At 71.1% G+C, this 16514-nt stretch carries 16 protein-coding genes; 10 read left to right on the forward strand and 6 right to left on the reverse strand.

Annotation, left to right across the window (positions count from 1 at the left end):
• From ACFTZC_RS41280 to ACFTZC_RS41305, 6 genes are all read right to left on the reverse strand, one after another.
• A partial coding sequence (locus ACFTZC_RS41280; RefSeq protein ID WP_382899198.1) for a 2-oxoacid:acceptor oxidoreductase family protein occupies positions 1–1211 on the reverse strand: 1211 nt, incomplete at its 3' end.
• Positions 1212–1553: 342 nt separating this feature from the next.
• Positions 1554–2225: a response regulator gene (locus ACFTZC_RS41285; RefSeq protein WP_382899200.1), complete on the reverse strand. Its 672-nt coding sequence runs from the start codon at positions 2223–2225 to the stop codon at positions 1554–1556.
• A gap of 226 nt (positions 2226–2451) precedes the next feature.
• Positions 2452–3765, reverse strand: coding sequence for a sensor histidine kinase (locus ACFTZC_RS41290; protein WP_382899201.1), 1314 nt, complete (start codon positions 3763–3765; stop codon positions 2452–2454).
• A gap of 309 nt (positions 3766–4074) precedes the next feature.
• Positions 4075–5316 (reverse strand): sensor histidine kinase, encoded by a 1242-nt coding sequence (locus ACFTZC_RS41295; RefSeq protein WP_382899203.1) that lies wholly within the window; start codon positions 5314–5316, stop codon positions 4075–4077.
• Between the two features lie 243 nt (positions 5317–5559).
• Positions 5560–6057, reverse strand: coding sequence for an FBP domain-containing protein (locus tag ACFTZC_RS41300; RefSeq protein ID WP_382899205.1), 498 nt, complete (start codon positions 6055–6057; stop codon positions 5560–5562).
• 53 nt (positions 6058–6110) lie between these two features.
• Entirely contained in the window at positions 6111–7670 is a 1560-nt protein-coding gene (locus ACFTZC_RS41305) for a DHA2 family efflux MFS transporter permease subunit (protein WP_382899207.1), read from the reverse strand.
• A 574-nt stretch (positions 7671–8244) separates the two neighbouring features.
• Here ACFTZC_RS41305 and ACFTZC_RS41310 point away from each other — a divergent pair.
• From ACFTZC_RS41310 to ACFTZC_RS41355, 10 genes are all read left to right on the forward strand, one after another.
• Positions 8245–8436 carry a hypothetical protein gene (locus ACFTZC_RS41310; RefSeq protein WP_382899208.1) on the forward strand — a complete coding sequence of 64 codons (192 nt, stop codon included), beginning with the start codon at positions 8245–8247 and terminating at the stop codon, positions 8434–8436.
• A gap of 114 nt (positions 8437–8550) precedes the next feature.
• The gene (locus ACFTZC_RS41315; protein WP_382899209.1) at positions 8551–8976 is read left to right on the forward strand and encodes an NADH-quinone oxidoreductase subunit A; all 426 of its coding nucleotides are present in this window, start codon (positions 8551–8553) and stop codon (positions 8974–8976) included.
• Positions 8967–9665, forward strand: a complete 699-nt coding sequence (locus ACFTZC_RS41320) for an NADH-quinone oxidoreductase subunit B (protein ID WP_382899211.1) — start codon at positions 8967–8969, stop codon at positions 9663–9665. The genes ACFTZC_RS41315 and ACFTZC_RS41320 overlap by 10 nt, the downstream gene beginning before the upstream one ends.
• Positions 9662–10552, forward strand: a complete 891-nt coding sequence (locus ACFTZC_RS41325; RefSeq protein ID WP_382899212.1) for an NADH-quinone oxidoreductase subunit C — start codon at positions 9662–9664, stop codon at positions 10550–10552. The genes ACFTZC_RS41320 and ACFTZC_RS41325 overlap by 4 nt, the downstream gene beginning before the upstream one ends.
• Positions 10549–11517 carry a complex I subunit 1 family protein gene (locus ACFTZC_RS41330; RefSeq protein WP_365806947.1) on the forward strand — a complete coding sequence of 323 codons (969 nt, stop codon included), beginning with the start codon at positions 10549–10551 and terminating at the stop codon, positions 11515–11517. Before ACFTZC_RS41325 ends, ACFTZC_RS41330 begins: the two co-directional genes overlap by 4 nt.
• A gap of 2 nt (positions 11518–11519) precedes the next feature.
• On the forward strand, positions 11520–12071 hold the full coding sequence (locus tag ACFTZC_RS41335; protein WP_382899214.1) for a NuoI/complex I 23 kDa subunit family protein: 552 nt from the start codon (positions 11520–11522) through the stop codon (positions 12069–12071).
• Positions 12068–12619, forward strand: a complete 552-nt coding sequence (locus tag ACFTZC_RS41340) for an NADH-quinone oxidoreductase subunit J (protein WP_382899216.1) — start codon at positions 12068–12070, stop codon at positions 12617–12619. The genes ACFTZC_RS41335 and ACFTZC_RS41340 overlap by 4 nt, the downstream gene beginning before the upstream one ends.
• A complete protein-coding gene (gene nuoK, locus ACFTZC_RS41345; RefSeq protein ID WP_382899217.1) occupies positions 12619–12987 on the forward strand; it encodes an NADH-quinone oxidoreductase subunit NuoK in 369 nt (122 codons plus the stop codon). The genes ACFTZC_RS41340 and nuoK overlap by 1 nt, the downstream gene beginning before the upstream one ends.
• Positions 12984–14987 carry an NADH-quinone oxidoreductase subunit L gene (locus ACFTZC_RS41350; RefSeq protein WP_382899219.1) on the forward strand — a complete coding sequence of 668 codons (2004 nt, stop codon included), beginning with the start codon at positions 12984–12986 and terminating at the stop codon, positions 14985–14987. The genes nuoK and ACFTZC_RS41350 overlap by 4 nt, the downstream gene beginning before the upstream one ends.
• Positions 14988–15014: 27 nt before the next feature.
• Positions 15015–16514: NuoM family protein (locus ACFTZC_RS41355; RefSeq protein ID WP_382899221.1), on the forward strand; the 1500-nt coding region annotated here is incomplete at its 3' end.

Genomic DNA, 16514 nt, shown 5'->3' on the forward strand with positions numbered 1-16514 from the left:
AGCGACACCGCCAGCCCGATCGTCTCCGACTTCAGCGCCACACCCGGACCCGACGTGGTGGTCACCGCCAGCGACCCGCCGAAGGCCGCACCGAGGGCGGCGCCGATGGCGGCGATCTCGTCCTCGGCCTGGAAGGTGCGGACACCGAAGTTCTTGTGCTTCGACAGTTCGTGGAGGATGTCGGAGGCCGGGGTGATGGGGTACGAGCCGAGGTAGAGCGGCAGCTCCGCCTGGTGTCCTGCCGCCACCAGGCCGTAGGAGAGGGCGAGGTTTCCGGAGATGTTGCGGTAGGTGCCGGGGGGGAAGGCGGAGCCGGCGGGGGCGACTTCGTAGCTGACGGCGAAGTCCTCGGTGGTTTCGCCGAAGTTCCAGCCGGCCCGGAACGCGGCCACGTTGGCCTCGGCGATCTGGGGTTTCTTCGCGAACTTGGCGCGAAGGAACCGTTCGGTTCCCTCGGTCGGCCGGTGGTACATCCAGGACAGGAGGCCGAGCGCGAACATGTTCTTCGAGCGCTCCGCTTCCTTGCGGGAGAGCCCGAATTCCTTGAGTGCCTCGATCGTCAGCGTCGTCAGCGGCACCGGGTGGACCTGGTAGCCGTCGAGGGACCCGTCCTCCAGCGGTGAGGTCAGGTAGCCGACCTTGGCCATCGGACGCTTGGTGAATTCGTCGGTGTTGACGATGATCTCCGCGCCGCGTGGTACGTCGCCGATGTTGGCTTTGAGTGCGGCGGGGTTCATGGCGACGAGGACGTTGGGGGCGTCGCCGGGGGTGAGGATGTCGTGGTCGGCGAAGTGGAGCTGGAAGGAGGAGACGCCGGGGAGGGTTCCGGCGGGTGCTCTGATCTCGGCGGGGAAGTTCGGGAGGGTCGACAGGTCGTTGCCGAAGGACGCGGTCTCGGAGGTGAACCGGTCACCCGTGAGCTGCATCCCGTCACCGGAGTCACCCGCGAAACGAATGATCACCCGCTCCAGACGACGGACTTCCTTGTCGCCGGTGCTCTCTCCCGTGCTCTCCACGGCGCCTTCGTCGGCGTTCTCCCCGGCGTTCCCGCCGGTGCGCTCTTCGGCCCGGGAGCCGGCATCCGGGACGGCCGGGCTGTTGCCCGGCCGGCCCGGAGAGCCCGAAGGGCCCGAAGGGGCTGAATCGCTCGGATCGCTCGCGTCGTTGGCCTCATCGGCCTGCTCGGCTGGGCTACTGACCTGGCTGGTCACTGAACTGGACCTCCCTCGAGGCGGCGGCTCGGGACTGACCGGCCGCCCGGCAGTCCCGGATGACCACCCTACGTCGGTAAGGGTCGCCTTCCTTGGACCGGCCATATGGTGGACGCTCTTTTGAGACGCCACGGCATACCAATTTGTCGCTTTTGTCGTAGTTCTACGGCCCCAGAATCCTTCGGAGGGAGCCGTTCCGCTCTCGTTCTTTGGGTGTAGGGCTTCCGACCTACGGCGCCTTCCCAAACGCCGGATTCAGGCCATGATCGGCTCGGCTCGGCTCCGTAACCGTTCGGTTCCGTGCTCGTTCGGGCCTGTGGTCGTTCGGTCCCGGCCGTTCCGTCAGTTACGCAGATACGTCAGCACGGCCAGAACCCGGCGGTGATCCCCGTCACTCGGGGAGAGCCCCAGCTTCAGGAAGATGTTGCTCACGTGTTTCTCGACCGCGCCGTCGCTCACGACGAGCTGCTTGGCGACCGCCGAGTTCGTCCGCCCCTCGGCCATCAGCCCGAGCACCTCGCGCTCCCGCGGGGTCAGCCCGGCCAGCACGTCCTGCTTCCGGCTCCGGCCCAGCAGCTGTGCCACCACCTCGGGGTCGAGGGCGGTACCGCCCCTGGCGACCCGCACCACGGCGTCCACGAATTCCCGGACCTCGGCCACCCGGTCCTTGAGTAGATAGCCGACGCCCGAGCTGCTGCCGGCCAGCAGCTCGGTGGCGTACTGCTCCTCGACGTACTGCGACAGCACCAGCACGCCCACTCCCGGATGGTCCCGGCGCAGCCGAACGGCCGCCCGTACCCCCTCGTCGGTGTGGGTCGGCGGCATCCGTACGTCCGCCACCACCACGTCCGGCAGCTCGTTCCCGTCCGCCAGCTCACGGATGGTCTTGAGCAGCGCTTCCGCGTCCCCGACGCCCGCGACCACGTCGTGCCCGCGGTCGGTCAGCAGCCGGGTCAGCCCCTCCCGGAGCAGCACCGAGTCCTCGGCTATGACCACCCGCACCCTGTCCTCCACGACCTTCAGCCCCCATGTCGAAGTGTGTCCGCCCCTGTGCCCTCCAGCATCCCAGTATTCGGATGGCGCCGCCCCCACCTGCCCCGAATTCCGCCCGGCCGGGGCACGACGCGCGCATGCCCCCGGAAGCAGGAGCCTCAGGGGGCGTACGCGCCCGTGCTGTGACGGGTACGGGTACAGGGGACGGGGACGAGTAGGGATACGGGTACGAGTGGGGCGGGCCGGGTCAGCCGCGCCAGGGCAGTTCCGCCGTGATCGTGGTCGGCCCGCCGGCCGGGGAGTCGATGACCAGGACGCCGTCGACCGCGTCCAGCCGCTCCGTCAGCCCGGCGAGCCCGCTGCCCGACGCCGCGCCCGCCCCGCCCACGCCGTCGTCCCGTACCTGGAGCATCAGCCGGTCCTGCGTCTGCCAGACGTCCACGGCGGCCCGCCGGGCCCGGGAGTGCTTGCTGATGTTCTGGAGCAGTTCGGAGACGGTGAAGTACGCGATGCCCTCGATCGCCGGCGCGGGCCTGGCCGGCAGGTCGACCTCCACGGTCACCGGGACCGTGCAGCGGGACGCGACGGCGGAGAGCGCCGCGTCGAGCCCCCGGTCGGTGAGGACGGCCGGATGGATGCCGCGGGCCAGGTCCCGCAGCTCCTGAAGGGCCGTCTTCACCTCGCCGTGCGCCTCGTCCACCATGCGGGCCGCGGCCTTCGGATCCTCCGCCAGCTTCTCCTTCGCCAGCCCCAGGTCCATGGCGAGGGCGACGAGGCGGGCCTGCGCGCCGTCGTGCAGGTCGCGTTCGATACGGCGCAGGTCTGCGGCTGCGGTGTCGACGACCACCCCGCGGTCCGACTCCAGCTCGGAGACCCGGCTGGCCAGCAGCGACGGGCCGAGCAGACCGATGACCAGGATCCGGTCCACGAAGGTCAGCCCGCGGATCAGCCAGGGCGAGATCAGCACCAGCAGGAAGCCGAGCGCGCTGGTGACGGCTATTTCGAAGGGGGTGTCGAGGTAGAAGCCGTTGCCGTCGCCGTCGCTGTAGAGGGCGATGCCCGGCTGGTTCGTGTTGTCGGCGAGCGTCCACTGCCACAGCGGATAGAGGAAGAGCGCCCAGCTCACGCACCAGAACGTCACGGAGACGATGAACGCGAACAGCGCCCACGGCATGTGCAGCAGCGCGTAGAGCAGATGGCGCCAGGACACCCCGCTCTTCAGGACCGCGCCGACCCAGGACAGCAGCCCGCTCCTGCGGCCCCTGGCCGGCGCGGGCTCCGCCACGTCGAGGCCCAGCAGCGCCCGCGCGCGGGCCCGCTCCAGCATGCCGAAGGCGCGGCAGCCGGCCAGCGAGGCGGCCAGCACGGGGATGCCGAGGAAGGTGACGAGCAGCCCGGCACCGGCGGCGGTCATGGTCACCGCGTAGCAGAAGAGCGCCAGGCTGATCGGCACGCTCAGCAGCAGATAACCGAACTCGCGCCACATGCGGCCCTCGACGGGGGCACGCAGAGTCTGGGGGAGAACGTGGGAGCGTGACCGCGATCCGTAGTCGATGGCCATCTGAGGTGTCCGTTCTGCGAGTCGGTGGGCCGGTGGGTCGATGAGCCGGTGAGCTGATGAGCCGGTGAGCTGATGAGCGGGTGCGTCTGTAAGGCGCTGAGGCGGTGAAGCAGTGCGTCTGCGGGGCGGTGCGGCCCCGAGTCGGGCTGGGCAGGTACTCCATGCTCCCGGCGCTCCGGCCGCCCCACCATGAGGTCGGTATCCCTCTTCGCCCTGGGGTTTTCCCCACCCCGGCGGTGACCCCTGCACCCCGGGCGGGAATCCGGGCAAGGGACCCGGCGGGGAGTCCGGGCGTATCGGCGGCGGGTCCTACCCCAGCTCCCGCTCCCGCGCCCGCCACGGCAGCTCGGCGGTGACGACCGTGGGGCCGCCCACCGGGGAGTCGAGTACGAAGACCCCGTCGACCGCGCCGAGCCGCTCGGCCAGACCGGACATCCCCGTACCGCCGTCCAGCCGGGCGCCGCCGCGTCCGTCGTCCCGTACCTGGAGCAGCAGCCACTCGTCCGTGCGCCACACGTCGACCGAGGCCGAGCGGGCCCCGCTGTGCTTGCTGATGTTCTGGAGCAGCTCGGAGACGGTGAAGTACGCGATGCCCTCGATCGCCTCGGCGGGCCGTTCGCGCAGATCGACGGTCACCTTCACCGGGACCGTGCAGCGCGACGCGACCGACGACAGCGCCGCGTCGAGCCCCCGGTCGGTGAGGACGGCGGGGTGGATGCCGCGCGCCAGGTCCCGTAGCTCCTGGAGGGCGAGCTTCACCTCGCCGTGCGCCTCGTCCACCATGCCGGCCGCCGCCTCCGGGTCCTCCAGCAGCTTCTCCTTGGCGAGGCCGAGCCCCATCGCGAGGGCGACGAGGCGGGCCTGCGCGCCGTCGTGCAGGTCGCGTTCGATACGGCGCAGGTCTGCGGCTGCGGTGTCCACGACCACCCCGCGGTCCGACTCCAGCTCCGCGATCCGCCGCTCCAACTCGTCGGAGGGCGAGAGCAGCCCCCGCACCATGGCCCGGTCGGCGTTGGCGAGCCCGCGCACGACGAAGGGCAGGACCGGCCAGAGCACGAGGAGCCCCACCAACGTGACGCCGAACGTCAGCACCCCCCAGGGCAGCCGGATGAACCCGTACAGCAGCGTCCGCCAGGCCACCGGGTCCTTCAGCCGGTCCCACACCCACCCGAACCAGGAATCGGGAGCGCCGCGCCCCGCGCCGCGCCCCTGTCCCTTCCGGCGGCGCCTGCGGGTCCGGGAGCCGTGCAAGGGGCTCGGCTCGTCGATTCGTACGCCCAGCAGCGCCCGCGCCCGTGCCCGCTCCGCGCGGCCGAGCAGCCGCGCCCCGGTCAGCCCGGCGACCAGCCACGGCAGCCCGATGACGGTCACCGAGAGTCCCACGCCGGTGGCCATCGTGAACGTGGCGTAAAGAAATCCGGCCAAGGCCAGCGGGAGATTGCTCAGGAGATGGGCGACCTCCTTCCAGGTGTGCCGGTCGTACGCGAAGCGGACCGGTGGCGGCCGGTCGTTGTCGGGGAGGCCGCCGTGGGCGGTCGGGCTCGCGGTCATGAGCAGCAAGCGTGCCCGGGGCGGAGGCGGGACGCCATGGGGTGGCTGGGTGGGCTCCGGGTAGGGATAACCCCACTAGGCGAATAAGTCCGATGTATTCAGTGATCGAATGCGACCGGCGACCGCGTGCTCGGGGCGCCGGTCCTGCTGGTTGCGCCAGGTAGCGGCGGCCATGGCGAGGAGATGGCGGTTCAAGGAGTGGGCAGGGGCTCGGCGACGGTGGCCGTCGAGCCCCTGTCGGTCTCAGTGGAAGACCCGCTCCACGAACGCGTCGAGGTTGCCGCGCAGGCGCTCTATCTGCTGCTCGACGGTGAGGGACTCCTCCATGCGCCCGCTCGGCGCCGCCTTCTTCCTGCCCCGTACGTACAACGAGCAGTCCAGGTCGGCGCAGATGTAGGTGCCCACCGAGTTGCCTTTGCGGCCGGCCGGGCCTGCCTTGGGGGCGGTCATGAGGGAGACGCCGCTGCCGGGATGCGTGGTCAGGCACAGCGAGCACAGGCTGCTGCGGAGGAAGCCGCGGTTGCCGGAAGTGGAGCGCAGGAACAGGCCGACGAGTTCATCGGCGCGTTCGACGACGAGATACCTGCGATCGGGCGCGGACAGGTCGAACCAGCCCAGGAAGTCCAGGTCGTCCCAGTGGTCGAGGTCCGCCAGGTCCTTGGGCAGGGGGAGGCGTTTGGCCTCGCCCTTCGAGCAGTTGACGAACGAGGTACGGATGTCGTGTTCGGTCAGGGGTTTCATGGAGGATCCTTCGAGGGGTGAGGCGGACGGTGGCGGGACACGACCCCGGCTCGCTAGGCCGGTGCGTCGTTCCCGGCGTGCTTCGGCGTCTTCTGCCGTACGGTGAGGCCCGCTACCAGGGCGGCGAGCAGCAGGACGCCCGCCGAGCACCAGTAGGCGACGGAGAAGCCGTGCACCATGCCTTCGTCGAGGGTCGCGCCGCCGTGGGCCGGATCGCCCGAGTGTGAGTTGACGTAACGGCTGGTGGCGCCGGTGGCGATGGTGTTGAGCAGTACGATGCCCAGCGAAGCGCCCATCTGCTGAACGGTGTTGAGGACAGCCGAGGCCGCACCGGCGTCTTGCGCGGGCACGCCGGCGGTGGCCGTCGCGTAGACCGGCATGAAGGTCAGGCCCAGGCCCAGACCGAGCAGCAGCAGGGCGGGCAGCACGCGCGGGACGTACTGCGCGTGCACGGTCAGGCTGCTGAGCAGCACCATGCCGGCGGCGGCCAGCACCATGCCGGACGACATCAAGATGCGCGGCGCCGTGCGGGGCAGCAGGCGGGCCGCGATCTGGGTCGCGCCGATGGCGATACCGGCCGAAATCGGCATGAAGGCCAGGCCCGTCCGCACCGGCGGGTAGCCGAGGACGACCTGCAAGTAGTACGTCAGGAACAGGAAGACGCCGAACATGCCGATGGTGGCCAAGCCCATCGTCGCGAGCGATCCGGCCCGGACACGGTCCTTGACGATGCGCAGCGGCAGCAGCGGGCTCGCCGCGCGGCTCTGCCACCACACGAAGGCGGCGAGCAGGATCACGCCGGTGACGAGCAGCGTGAGCACCGAGGGGCTGGTCCAGCCGCGAGGTTCGGCCTCGCTGAAGCCGTACACGAGGGCGACGAGCCCGCCGGAGCCCAGCAGCGCGCCCGGCACGTCCAGGTGCCCGCCCCGGCGGCCGGTGCGGTCGCGCAGGAAGGCCGGTGCGCCGAGCAGGGCGGCCAGCACGATGGGCACGTTGACGTACAGGGACCAGCGCCAGTTCAGGTACTCGGTCAGCAGACCGCCCACGATCAGCCCGACCGCGCTGCCGCCGCCGGCCAGCGCACCGTAGACCCCGAACGCCTTGGCCCGCTCCTTGGGGTCGGTGAACGTCGTCGTCAGCAGCGACAGGGCCGAGGGGGCCAGGACCGCCGCGAACGCACCTTGCAGGGCCCGCGCCGCGAACAGCGTCCCGGGACCGGCCGCCGCGCCGCCCAGCGCGGAGGCCGCGGCGAACCCGGCCAGGCCGATGATGAAGGTGCGCTTGCGGCCCACCAGATCGGCGATCCGGCCGCCGAGCAGCAGCAGCCCGCCGAAGGCCAGCGTGTAGGCGGTGATCACCCACTGCCGGTCGGCGTCCGACATGCCGAGAGCGTGCTGGGCGGAGGGCAGCGCGATGTTCACGATGGTGCCGTCAAGGATCACCATCAGCTGGGCGAGGGCGATGACGGCCAGCGCCCACCAGCGCTTCGGATCCGGTGCCGGTTCCGGTTCCGGTGCCGGTTTCGCGGCGGGAACCTCACGGTCCGGGGAACGGCCGGTGGTCGTGGAAGGGGCGGACGGGAGGGATTCCCCTCCGGGACGTTTCTTGCTCATGGAGATCACGCGTGTTCCGTGTCGAAGTGCTGTCGAGACAGCCGGCCAGGGACGGTCGCAGTGGTGACGACGGGCCGGGGTACGCAGCACGGGGACACGGCATGGCGGTGGGGCAGCGGGAACCGCGGACAGCACCCGGGGCCTGCCTCACCAGCTGCGTGTCACTCACGCCGGCGCTCTTGCCGGTCGTGAGGCGGAGAGTGCCGAGATCACGGTGACCAGCAAAAGAAGGGCCCGTCATCGGGCGCGCGCCCCCGCGGCCCGCGCGGCGACGAACCGCGCAGGTCAGGACATCTCGTGACGCGGCATCTCAGGAAGATGCCGAAGACAAGAAACAAGAAGGGGGAAGAGTTACCGCGCGCCGCAGAGGAGGGAGGGCACACGGCCGGAGACAACTATGGCCGCAACGCATTCGGCACGGTCCATGTCTCTCGCCTCCTTCCGGGTAGGGCACGCGGTGCGTGTCGACGCCGAGCGCGCCGAGCGGGGCGGCAGCGAACCTGCCGCGCGAAATCCCGGACAGGTTATCCCATGGACGCCACCGCGCGACCGGAATTACCGACCGCTCAAGTGGGTGCGGCAGCTGATCGAGTCCGTGAACGACACCCTCAAGGGGCAGTCGGACCTGGAGCAGCACGGCGGACGGACCTTCCAGGGCGTCGCCGTCCGTCTCGCCCAGCGCATCCTCGCCGTGGCCGCCGCTGTCTGGCGCAACCAACAGCCCGGCGCCCCGAGCACACGGTCGCCGGTCGCATTCGATCACTGAATACATCGGACTTATTCGACTAGGTGAGACGGGGCTGCTTACCAGTTCTTTAACAGGGCCTAGACTCCCGTGCGTACAGATCACGGACCGTCGAAGACATCGACGGTCGAGTCGATGAGCCGCTACGAGGCCAGGGAGAAGGCGGACGTGTCGCAACCGACCGTTCTCGCGTCGGACTACTTCCAGAGCTATTCGGTCGTCGGGCTGCTCGCGGTCGTCGGTGTGGTGTTCGTCGCCGTCGCCTTCACCGCGGGCCGGTTGCTGCGGCCGGTGGTGCCGACGCCGGAGAAACTGCTCACGTACGAATGCGGAGTGGACCCGGTGGGCGAGGGCTGGGCCCACACGCAGGTCCGCTACTACGTGTACGCGTTCCTCTACGTGATCTTCGCGGTCGACTCGATCTTCCTGTTCCCGTGGGCGACGGTGTTCGCCGCGCCCGGGTACGGCGCCACGACGCTGGTCGAGATGTTCGTCTTCCTCGGCTTCCTGGCCGTGGGACTGCTCTACGCATGGAAGAAGGGCGTCCTGGAATGGACGTGACCCCCGCCGTCCCGGGCCCCGGTCCGGCTGCCGACCCCAGTGCCGCTCCGGTCGCCGGGCCCGTACCGCTGCCGGAGCCGAAGCGCCTCGGGGTGCTCTCCCGGCTGGCGCCCGAGCCGATGAAGGTCGTCCTCAACTGGGGCCGCCGCTACAGCCTCTGGGTCTTCAACTTCGGGCTCGCCTGCTGCGCGATCGAGTTCATCGCCGCTTCCATGGCCCGGCACGACTTCATCCGGCTCGGCGTGATCCCCTTCGCGCCGGGGCCGCGCCAGGCGGATCTGATGGTGGTCTCCGGCACGGTCACGGACAAGATGGCCCCCGCCGTCAAGCGGCTGTACGAGCAGATGCCCGAGCCCAAGTACGTGATCTCCTTCGGCGCCTGCTCCAACTGCGGCGGCCCCTACTGGGACTCCTACTCCGTGACGAAGGGCGTCGACCAGATCATCCCGGTCGACGTCTACGTACCGGGCTGCCCGCCGCGCCCGGAGGCGCTGCTCCAGGGCATCCTGAAGCTCCAGGAGAAGATCGCCCGCGAATCGCTCCGGGAGCGGTACGCGACGGGCGGCGGCCCCTCCACCGCCGCACTGCGCAGCGGCCTGGTGCCGCCCCCGCCCCTCCCCGGCACGGACACGAGTGCGGGGACGGATACGGATACGGATACGGGCACGACGGGGGAGCCCGCGTCGTGACCGCCTCCGACCAGACATCCGCCGCCGCGTACGACCGGCTGCCCGACGCCGCCGCCGAGATCTTCGGCGAGGGGGCCACGGCCGAGCTGGCGTACGACCTGCTCACGGTCTATGTGCCCGCCGCGTCCTGGCTCGACGCCCTCGAAACCGCCCGGTCCACCCTCGGGTGCACGTACTTCGACTGGCTGAGCGCCGTCGACGAACCGGGCACCGGCTTCCGGGTCTGCGCGCACGTCGCCGCCGTCGGCCCCGGCAGGGTCCGCCGCCTGCTCGTCCGTACGACCGTCCCGCACGAGGCGGCCGTCCTGCCCACCGCCGTCGGGGTCTACGCGGGCGCGGGCTGGCACGAGCGGGAGACGCACGAGATGTTCGGCGTCACCTTCTCCGGCCACCCGAACCTCGCGCCGCTCCTGCTCCCCGAGGAGTTCGAGGGGCACCCGCTGCGCAAGGACTTCGTCCTCGCGGCCCGCGTCGCGAAGGCGTGGCCGGGCGCCAAGGAGCCGGGCGAGTCGGAGCACGGCGGCCCCAAGCGCCGCCAGATGCTCCCGCCGGGCGTTCCCGACCCGAACGAATGGGGCCCCCTGAAGGGCCAGCTCCCGTCGGCCCCGGCCCGCCCCGCACGCGGCGCCCGGGCCGGAGGCGGGCCCGGAGCCCGTGCCGGAGGCGGGGCCGCCGCCGGTGACCGCCCGGCCCGCCGGGCGCGGAGCGTCTCCGAGGGCTCCACCTCCCAGCGCCCCGAACCGACCGCCCCGGACGCGCCCTGGCGCCGGCCGGGCCCGGCCACGGACGAGACAGAACCGGAAACGAAACCGCAGTCGCAGCCGGAACAGCCCGAGCCCGCCCCCCAGCCCGAGCGTCAGGAACAGGAACCGGAAGGAGACGCGTGAACGACGTACTCGACGTCGCCCTCCGACTGCTCGTCGTTTTCGCCGTGTTCATGGTCGTCCCCCTCGTGGTCGGCCAGACCGAACACAAGGTGATGGCCCATATGCAGGGCCGCCTCGGCCCCATGCACGCGGGTGGCTTCCACGGCTGGGCCCAGCTCGTCGCGGACGGGGTGAAGTTCGCGCAGAAGGAGGACGTCGTCCCGGCCGACGCCGACCGCCGGGTCTTCCAGCTCGCCCCGGCCGTCGCGCTCCTCCCGTACCTCCTCGTCGTCCTCGTGATCCCGGTCGGTCCCGGCGAGGGCGCGGTCGGCCAGGTCGTCGACGCGGGCATCTTCTTCGTGCTCGCCGTGATGGGCATCGGCGTGCTCGGCTCGCTCATGGCGGGCTGGGCCTCGGCCAACAAGTTCTCCCTCCTCGGGGGGCTGCGCACCGCCGCCCAGCTCCTCGCGTACGAACTGCCGATGCTGCTCGCCGCCGCGTCCGTCGCGATGGCCGCCGGCACCGTCTCCCTGCCCGGCATCCTCGACGCCTTCGAGTGGTGGTGGCTGCCCTGGCAGATCGTCGGCGCGCTGGTCTTCTTCACCGCGGGCCTCGCGGAACTCCAGCGGCCGCCCTTCGACATGCCGGTCGCCGACTCCGAGATCATCTTCGGCGCCTACACCGAGTACACCGGGCTGCGCTTCGCCCTCTTCCTGCTCGCCGAGTACGCGGGCATCGTCGTCCTGTGCGGGCTGACCACCGTCCTCTTCCTCGGCGGCTGGCACGGTCCGCTCGGCGCCGACGGACTCGGCTGGGTCTGGACCCTCCTCAAGACCGCCGTCCTCGCCTTCGTCGTGATCTGGCTGCGGGTCAGCTACCCGCGGCTGCGCGAGGACCAGCTCCAGAAACTGGCCTGGACCGTCCTCATCCCCCTCGCTCTCGCGCAGATCGCGCTCACCGGCATCGTGAAGGTGGCGATCAGCTAACCATGTCCCCGATCCCCGGATCCGGCCTGGCCAAGGGCCTCGCCGTCACCCTGCGGACGATGACGAAGAAGACCGTCACCGCGCAGTACCCCGAGGCACAGCCCGAACTCCCGCCCCGCACCCGGGGCGTGATCGGCCTGTTCGAGGAGAACTGCACGGTCTGCATGCTCTGCGCCCGTGAGTGCCCCGACTGGTGCATCTACATCGACTCCCACAAGGAGACGGTCCCGGCCGCCGCCCCCGGGGGCCGCGAGCGCAGCCGTAACGTCCTCGACCGCTTCGCCATCGACTTCGCGCTCTGCATGTACTGCGGTATCTGTATCGAGGTCTGTCCTTTCGACGCGCTGTTCTGGTCACCGGAGTTCGAGTACGCGGAGACCGACATCCGCGAACTCACCCACGAGCGGGACAAGCTCCGCGAGTGGATGTGGACGGTGCCGGCGCCCCCCGCGCTCGACCCCGCCGCCGAGGAGCCCAAGGAGCTCGGCGCCGCCCGCAAGACCGCGGAGAAGCTCGCCGCGGCGGCCCAGCAGGAGCGGGAGGCAGGGGAGTGAGCCCCGCACTGACCGCGGCGGCCGACGGCCACGCGTTCCTGTCACCGTCCGGCGTCGAGATCGCCTTCGTCCTCGTCGGCCTGGTCACCCTCGGCGCGGCCCTGATCACCGTCACCACCAAGCAACTGGTGCACGCCGCCCTCTGGCTGGTCGTCGCGCTCGGCGGCCTGGCCGTCGAGTACCTCCTGCTGACGGCGGAGTTCATCGCCTGGGTGCAGGTCCTGATCTATCTCGGTTCCGTGGTGGTCCTCCTTCTCTTCGGGCTGATGCTCACCAAGGCGCCCATCGGCCGCTCCCCGGACGCCGACTCGGGCAACCGCCCGCTCGCGCTCGCGGTGGCCTCCGTCGCCGCCGTCTGTCTGGTCTGGGTCGTCGTCGACGCGTTCCGTACGACCTGGATCGACCTGCGGGGCCCCGCCCAGGGCTCCACCGAGGTCACGGGAGCGTTCCTGTTCCGGAACTGGGTGCTGCCCTTCGAGGCGCTCTCCGTGCTCCTGCTGGCCGCCCTCGTCGGTGCGATCGTCCTGTCCCGCAAGGAGCGGCGCTGATGCATCTCGCCTATCCCGCCGTGCTCGCGGCCCTCCTGTTCTGCGTCGGCCTGTACGGGGTGCTCGCGCGCCGCAACGCGATCCTCGTCCTGATGTCCGTCGAGCTGATGCTCAACGCTGTCAACCTCAACCTCGTCGCCTTCGACGTCTGGCTCCGCGACGCCCTGCACACCGGCCAGGCGCTCACCCTCTTCGTCATCGCCATCGCCGCCGCGGAGATCGGCATCGGCCTGGCCATCGTGCTGATGGTGTACCGCAACCGCGGCACCTCGGACATCGACCGGCTCCGCGACACCGCCGAGGGCCCCGACGGGGCCACCACCCCGGCGCAGCAGGCTCCGACGCAGAAGACTGAGGCCACCGCGTGACCACCACGACCCTCGCCGTCCTCGTCCCCGTCCTGCCGTTCCTGGGCGCCGTCGCCGGGCTGCTGCTCGGCCGTACCGCACCCGGGTTCGTCCGCCCCCTGGCCGTCCTGCCGACCCTGGCCGCCGCCGCGCTCGCGGTGGCCGTGGCCGTACACCAGGGCGGTGGCGCGGGCAGCGGCAAGGCGCCGCTGGAAGCCGCGACCCAGCTCACCCCCACCGGCTCGGTCCCCATCGACCTCGCCCTGTATATCGACGGCTTCGCGGCCCTGGTCGCCGTCCTCGTCGGCGTCGTCGCGTCGTGCGTGCAGATCTACTCGACGGGCTATCTGCGCGGTGACGCGCGCTACCCCTCGTACGCCGCTCTGGTCTCACTCTTCACCTCCGCGATGCTGCTCGTCGTCTACTCGGGCGACCTGATGGTGCTGCTGGTCGGCTGGGAGATCATGGGCATCTGCTCGTACTTCCTCGTCGGCCACTACTGGGAGACGCCCGAGGCGCGCGCCGCCTCCCTCAAGGCGTTCCTGGTCACCAAGCTCGGCGACGTCCCCTTCCTGATCGGTCTGTTCGCGCTCGCCACCGACGCCGGCACGTTCCGCATCACCGGCATCCTGCGGACCGTCGCCGACGGCGGCCTCGACCACCCCACCCTCGTCGCGCTGCTCCTGCTCGCCGGGGTGGCGGGCAAGTCCGCGCAGTTCCCCCTGCACACCTGGCTGCCCGACGCGATGGCGGGCCCCACGCCCGTCTCCGCGCTGATCCACGCCGCCACCATGGTCGCGGCCGGCATCTACTTCATCGCCCGGCTCCTCCCGGTCTTCGCCGCCTCGGAGGCGGCGCTGGTCGTCCTGGCCGTGATGGCCGCGGTCACCATGGTCGGCTCGGCGCTCGCCGCCCTCGCCCAGGACGACATCAAGCGGGTCCTCGCCTACTCGACCATCGGTCAGCTCGGCTACATGTCGGGCGCTCTGGCCGTGGGCGACCGGAGCGCGGCCGTCTTCCACCTCGTCTCGCACGGTGCGTTCAAGGCCCTCCTCTTCCTCGGCGCCGGCGTCGTCATCCACGCCGCCGGCACCAACTCGCTGGCCACCATGTCCCGGATGCGCGGCCTGCCCCGGCGCATCCCCGACGCGTACTGGACGATGACCGTCGCCCTGCTCGCGCTCGCCGCGATCCCTCCCTTCGCCGGCTTCTTCTCCAAGGAATCCGTCCTGGTCGCCGCCGAGCACGCCGCCCTCGACGAGTCCGCCGCCCCCGGCGCCGCGGGCTGGACGGTGCTGGCCGCCGGACTCCTCACCGCCCTCCTCACCGCCGCGTACGCCACCCGCCTCTGGCTTCTTACCTTCCGCGGCCACGGTGCCGAGGCCCCCGACCACGGCAGGCAGCCCGTGTCCATGAGCGCGGTCCTGTGGGTGCTGGCCCTGCCCTCCCTCGGATTCGGTCTGACCGTCGGTTACCTCGCCGAGTGGTTCGACGGCCACAGCCTCGCCCCGAACCTCACCACCTCCGTCCTGGGCACCGGCGCCGGGCTCGTCGGCGGACTGATCACCTACGGCTGCTGGCGTCACACCACGGCGCTCGCCGCCCGTACACCGATGGGCGCCGTCACCGCGCACCCCCACACCGAGCCCGCGCTCACCGAGGCGGAAGCCATCGAGACCCACACCGCCACCTACGGCTCGATCTCGGCGGCCGACGACCCGGCCGACCCCGGACGGCTGCTGCTGGGCCCGCTCCACCGCCACGCCGCATCCGGCTTCCACCTCGACGCCGTCTACCACCACCTGTTCGTACGACCCGTCCTGGCCGCCGCCGAGCTGGTCCGCTTCCTCGACCGCGAGGTCGTCGACACCTACGTACGCGGTGCGGGCACCGGCACGCGGTGGCTGGGTGCCGCCGTGCGCCGTGCGCAGACCGGCAATGTGCAGACCTACCTCGGCGCCCTGCTGGCCGGGTCCGTCGTCCTGGCGATCGCCGCCGTACTCGTCGCCGCCGGAGCGTGAGCCGTGATCGATATCAGTGAGTCCGTGATGCAGTTCCTTCTCGCGTTGATCATCGTCGGACCGCTCGTCGGCGCCGTCGCGGCCCTGCTCCCGGCGCCGCCCGGGCTCCGGGGCACCAGCCCCGACCAGGCCGTCCTGCGCCACGGCGTGACCGTCACCGGCGCGGTCCTCATCGCCGCGATCGTCCTCGCGCTCGGCTTCGACCACGACCAGCCGTCGAGGATGCAGGCCACCACGGACATCAGCTGGATCGCGGCACTGGACGTGCGGATCCACCTCGGCGTCGACGGCATCTCACTCCCCCTTCTGGTCCTGACCGCGCTGCTGACCTTCCTCTGCGCGCTCTACAGCTACTTCAAGATGCCCCAGGGCCCCTCGCCCAAGGCATTCGTCGCCCTGCTGCTCGTGCTCGAATCCGGCACGCTGGCGACCTTCGCCGTCCTCGATCTGATCCTGTTCTTCCTGGCCTTCGAGATGGTGCTCATCCCGATGTACTTCCTCATCGCCCGCTGGGGCGGCTCGGAAGGCGTCACCGGCGGCCGGCAGGCCGCCGCCTGGAAGTTCATCCTCTACACACTGCTCGGATCCGTCGTCATGCTGCTCGGGCTGCTCCTGATCGGGCTCAGCGCGGGCACATTCGACATGATGGCACTCGCCACTGACAACGGGTCAGAACTCAGCACATCCGTGCAGGTCACCGCCGTTCTGGCGATCGGTCTCGGGCTCGCCGTGAAGACGCCGATGTGGCCCCTGCACAGCTGGCTGCCGGACGCCCACACCGCCGCGCCGACCGTCGGCTCCGTGCTCCTCGCCGGCGTACTGCTCAAGATGGGTACGTACGGATTCGTCCGGATCGTCCTGCCGATCGCCCCCGAGGGCATGCGGGTCTTCGCCCCCTACCTCGCCGCCCTCGCCGTCGTCGGCATCATCTACGGCTCCCTCGCCTGCCTCGCCCTCGCCAAGGAAGGCGCCGGCGGCGACCTCAAACGCCTGATCGCCTACTCCTCCGTCGGCCACATGGGCTTCGTCCTGCTCGGCATCGCCACGATGACGCCGACCGGCGTGAACGGCGCGCTCTTCGCCAACATCGCCCACGGCCTCGTCACCGGCCTGCTCTTCTTCCTGGTCGGCGCCCTCAAGGACCGGTACGGCACCGCCGACCTCGACACCCTCGCCGGGGCGACCGGCGCCGCGCTGTACGGCCGCGCCCCCCGCCTCGGCGGACTGTTCGCCTTCGCCGCGGTCGCCTCCCTCGGGCTGCCGGGCCTCGCCGGGTTCTGGGGCGAGATGCTTGCCCTGTTCGGCGCGTTCGACCCGGCGGAGGGGCTGAGCCGCCCCGCCTTCCTCACCTTCATGGCCGTCGCCGGGTTCGGCACCCTGCTGACCGCCGCGTATCTGCTGATCGTCGTACGCCGCGTCTGCATGGGTGTGCCCTCCGGCGACCATGGCCACGGGCCGGGCACGCACGGAGCCCCGGGCACCGGGGGGGCGGCGGGGGGGCCCCGCGCGCCCCCGGCGGGCGGGGAT

The organism is Streptomyces sp. NPDC056987 (genome assembly GCF_042673865.1).
Classification (GTDB): domain Bacteria; phylum Actinomycetota; class Actinomycetes; order Streptomycetales; family Streptomycetaceae; genus Streptomyces.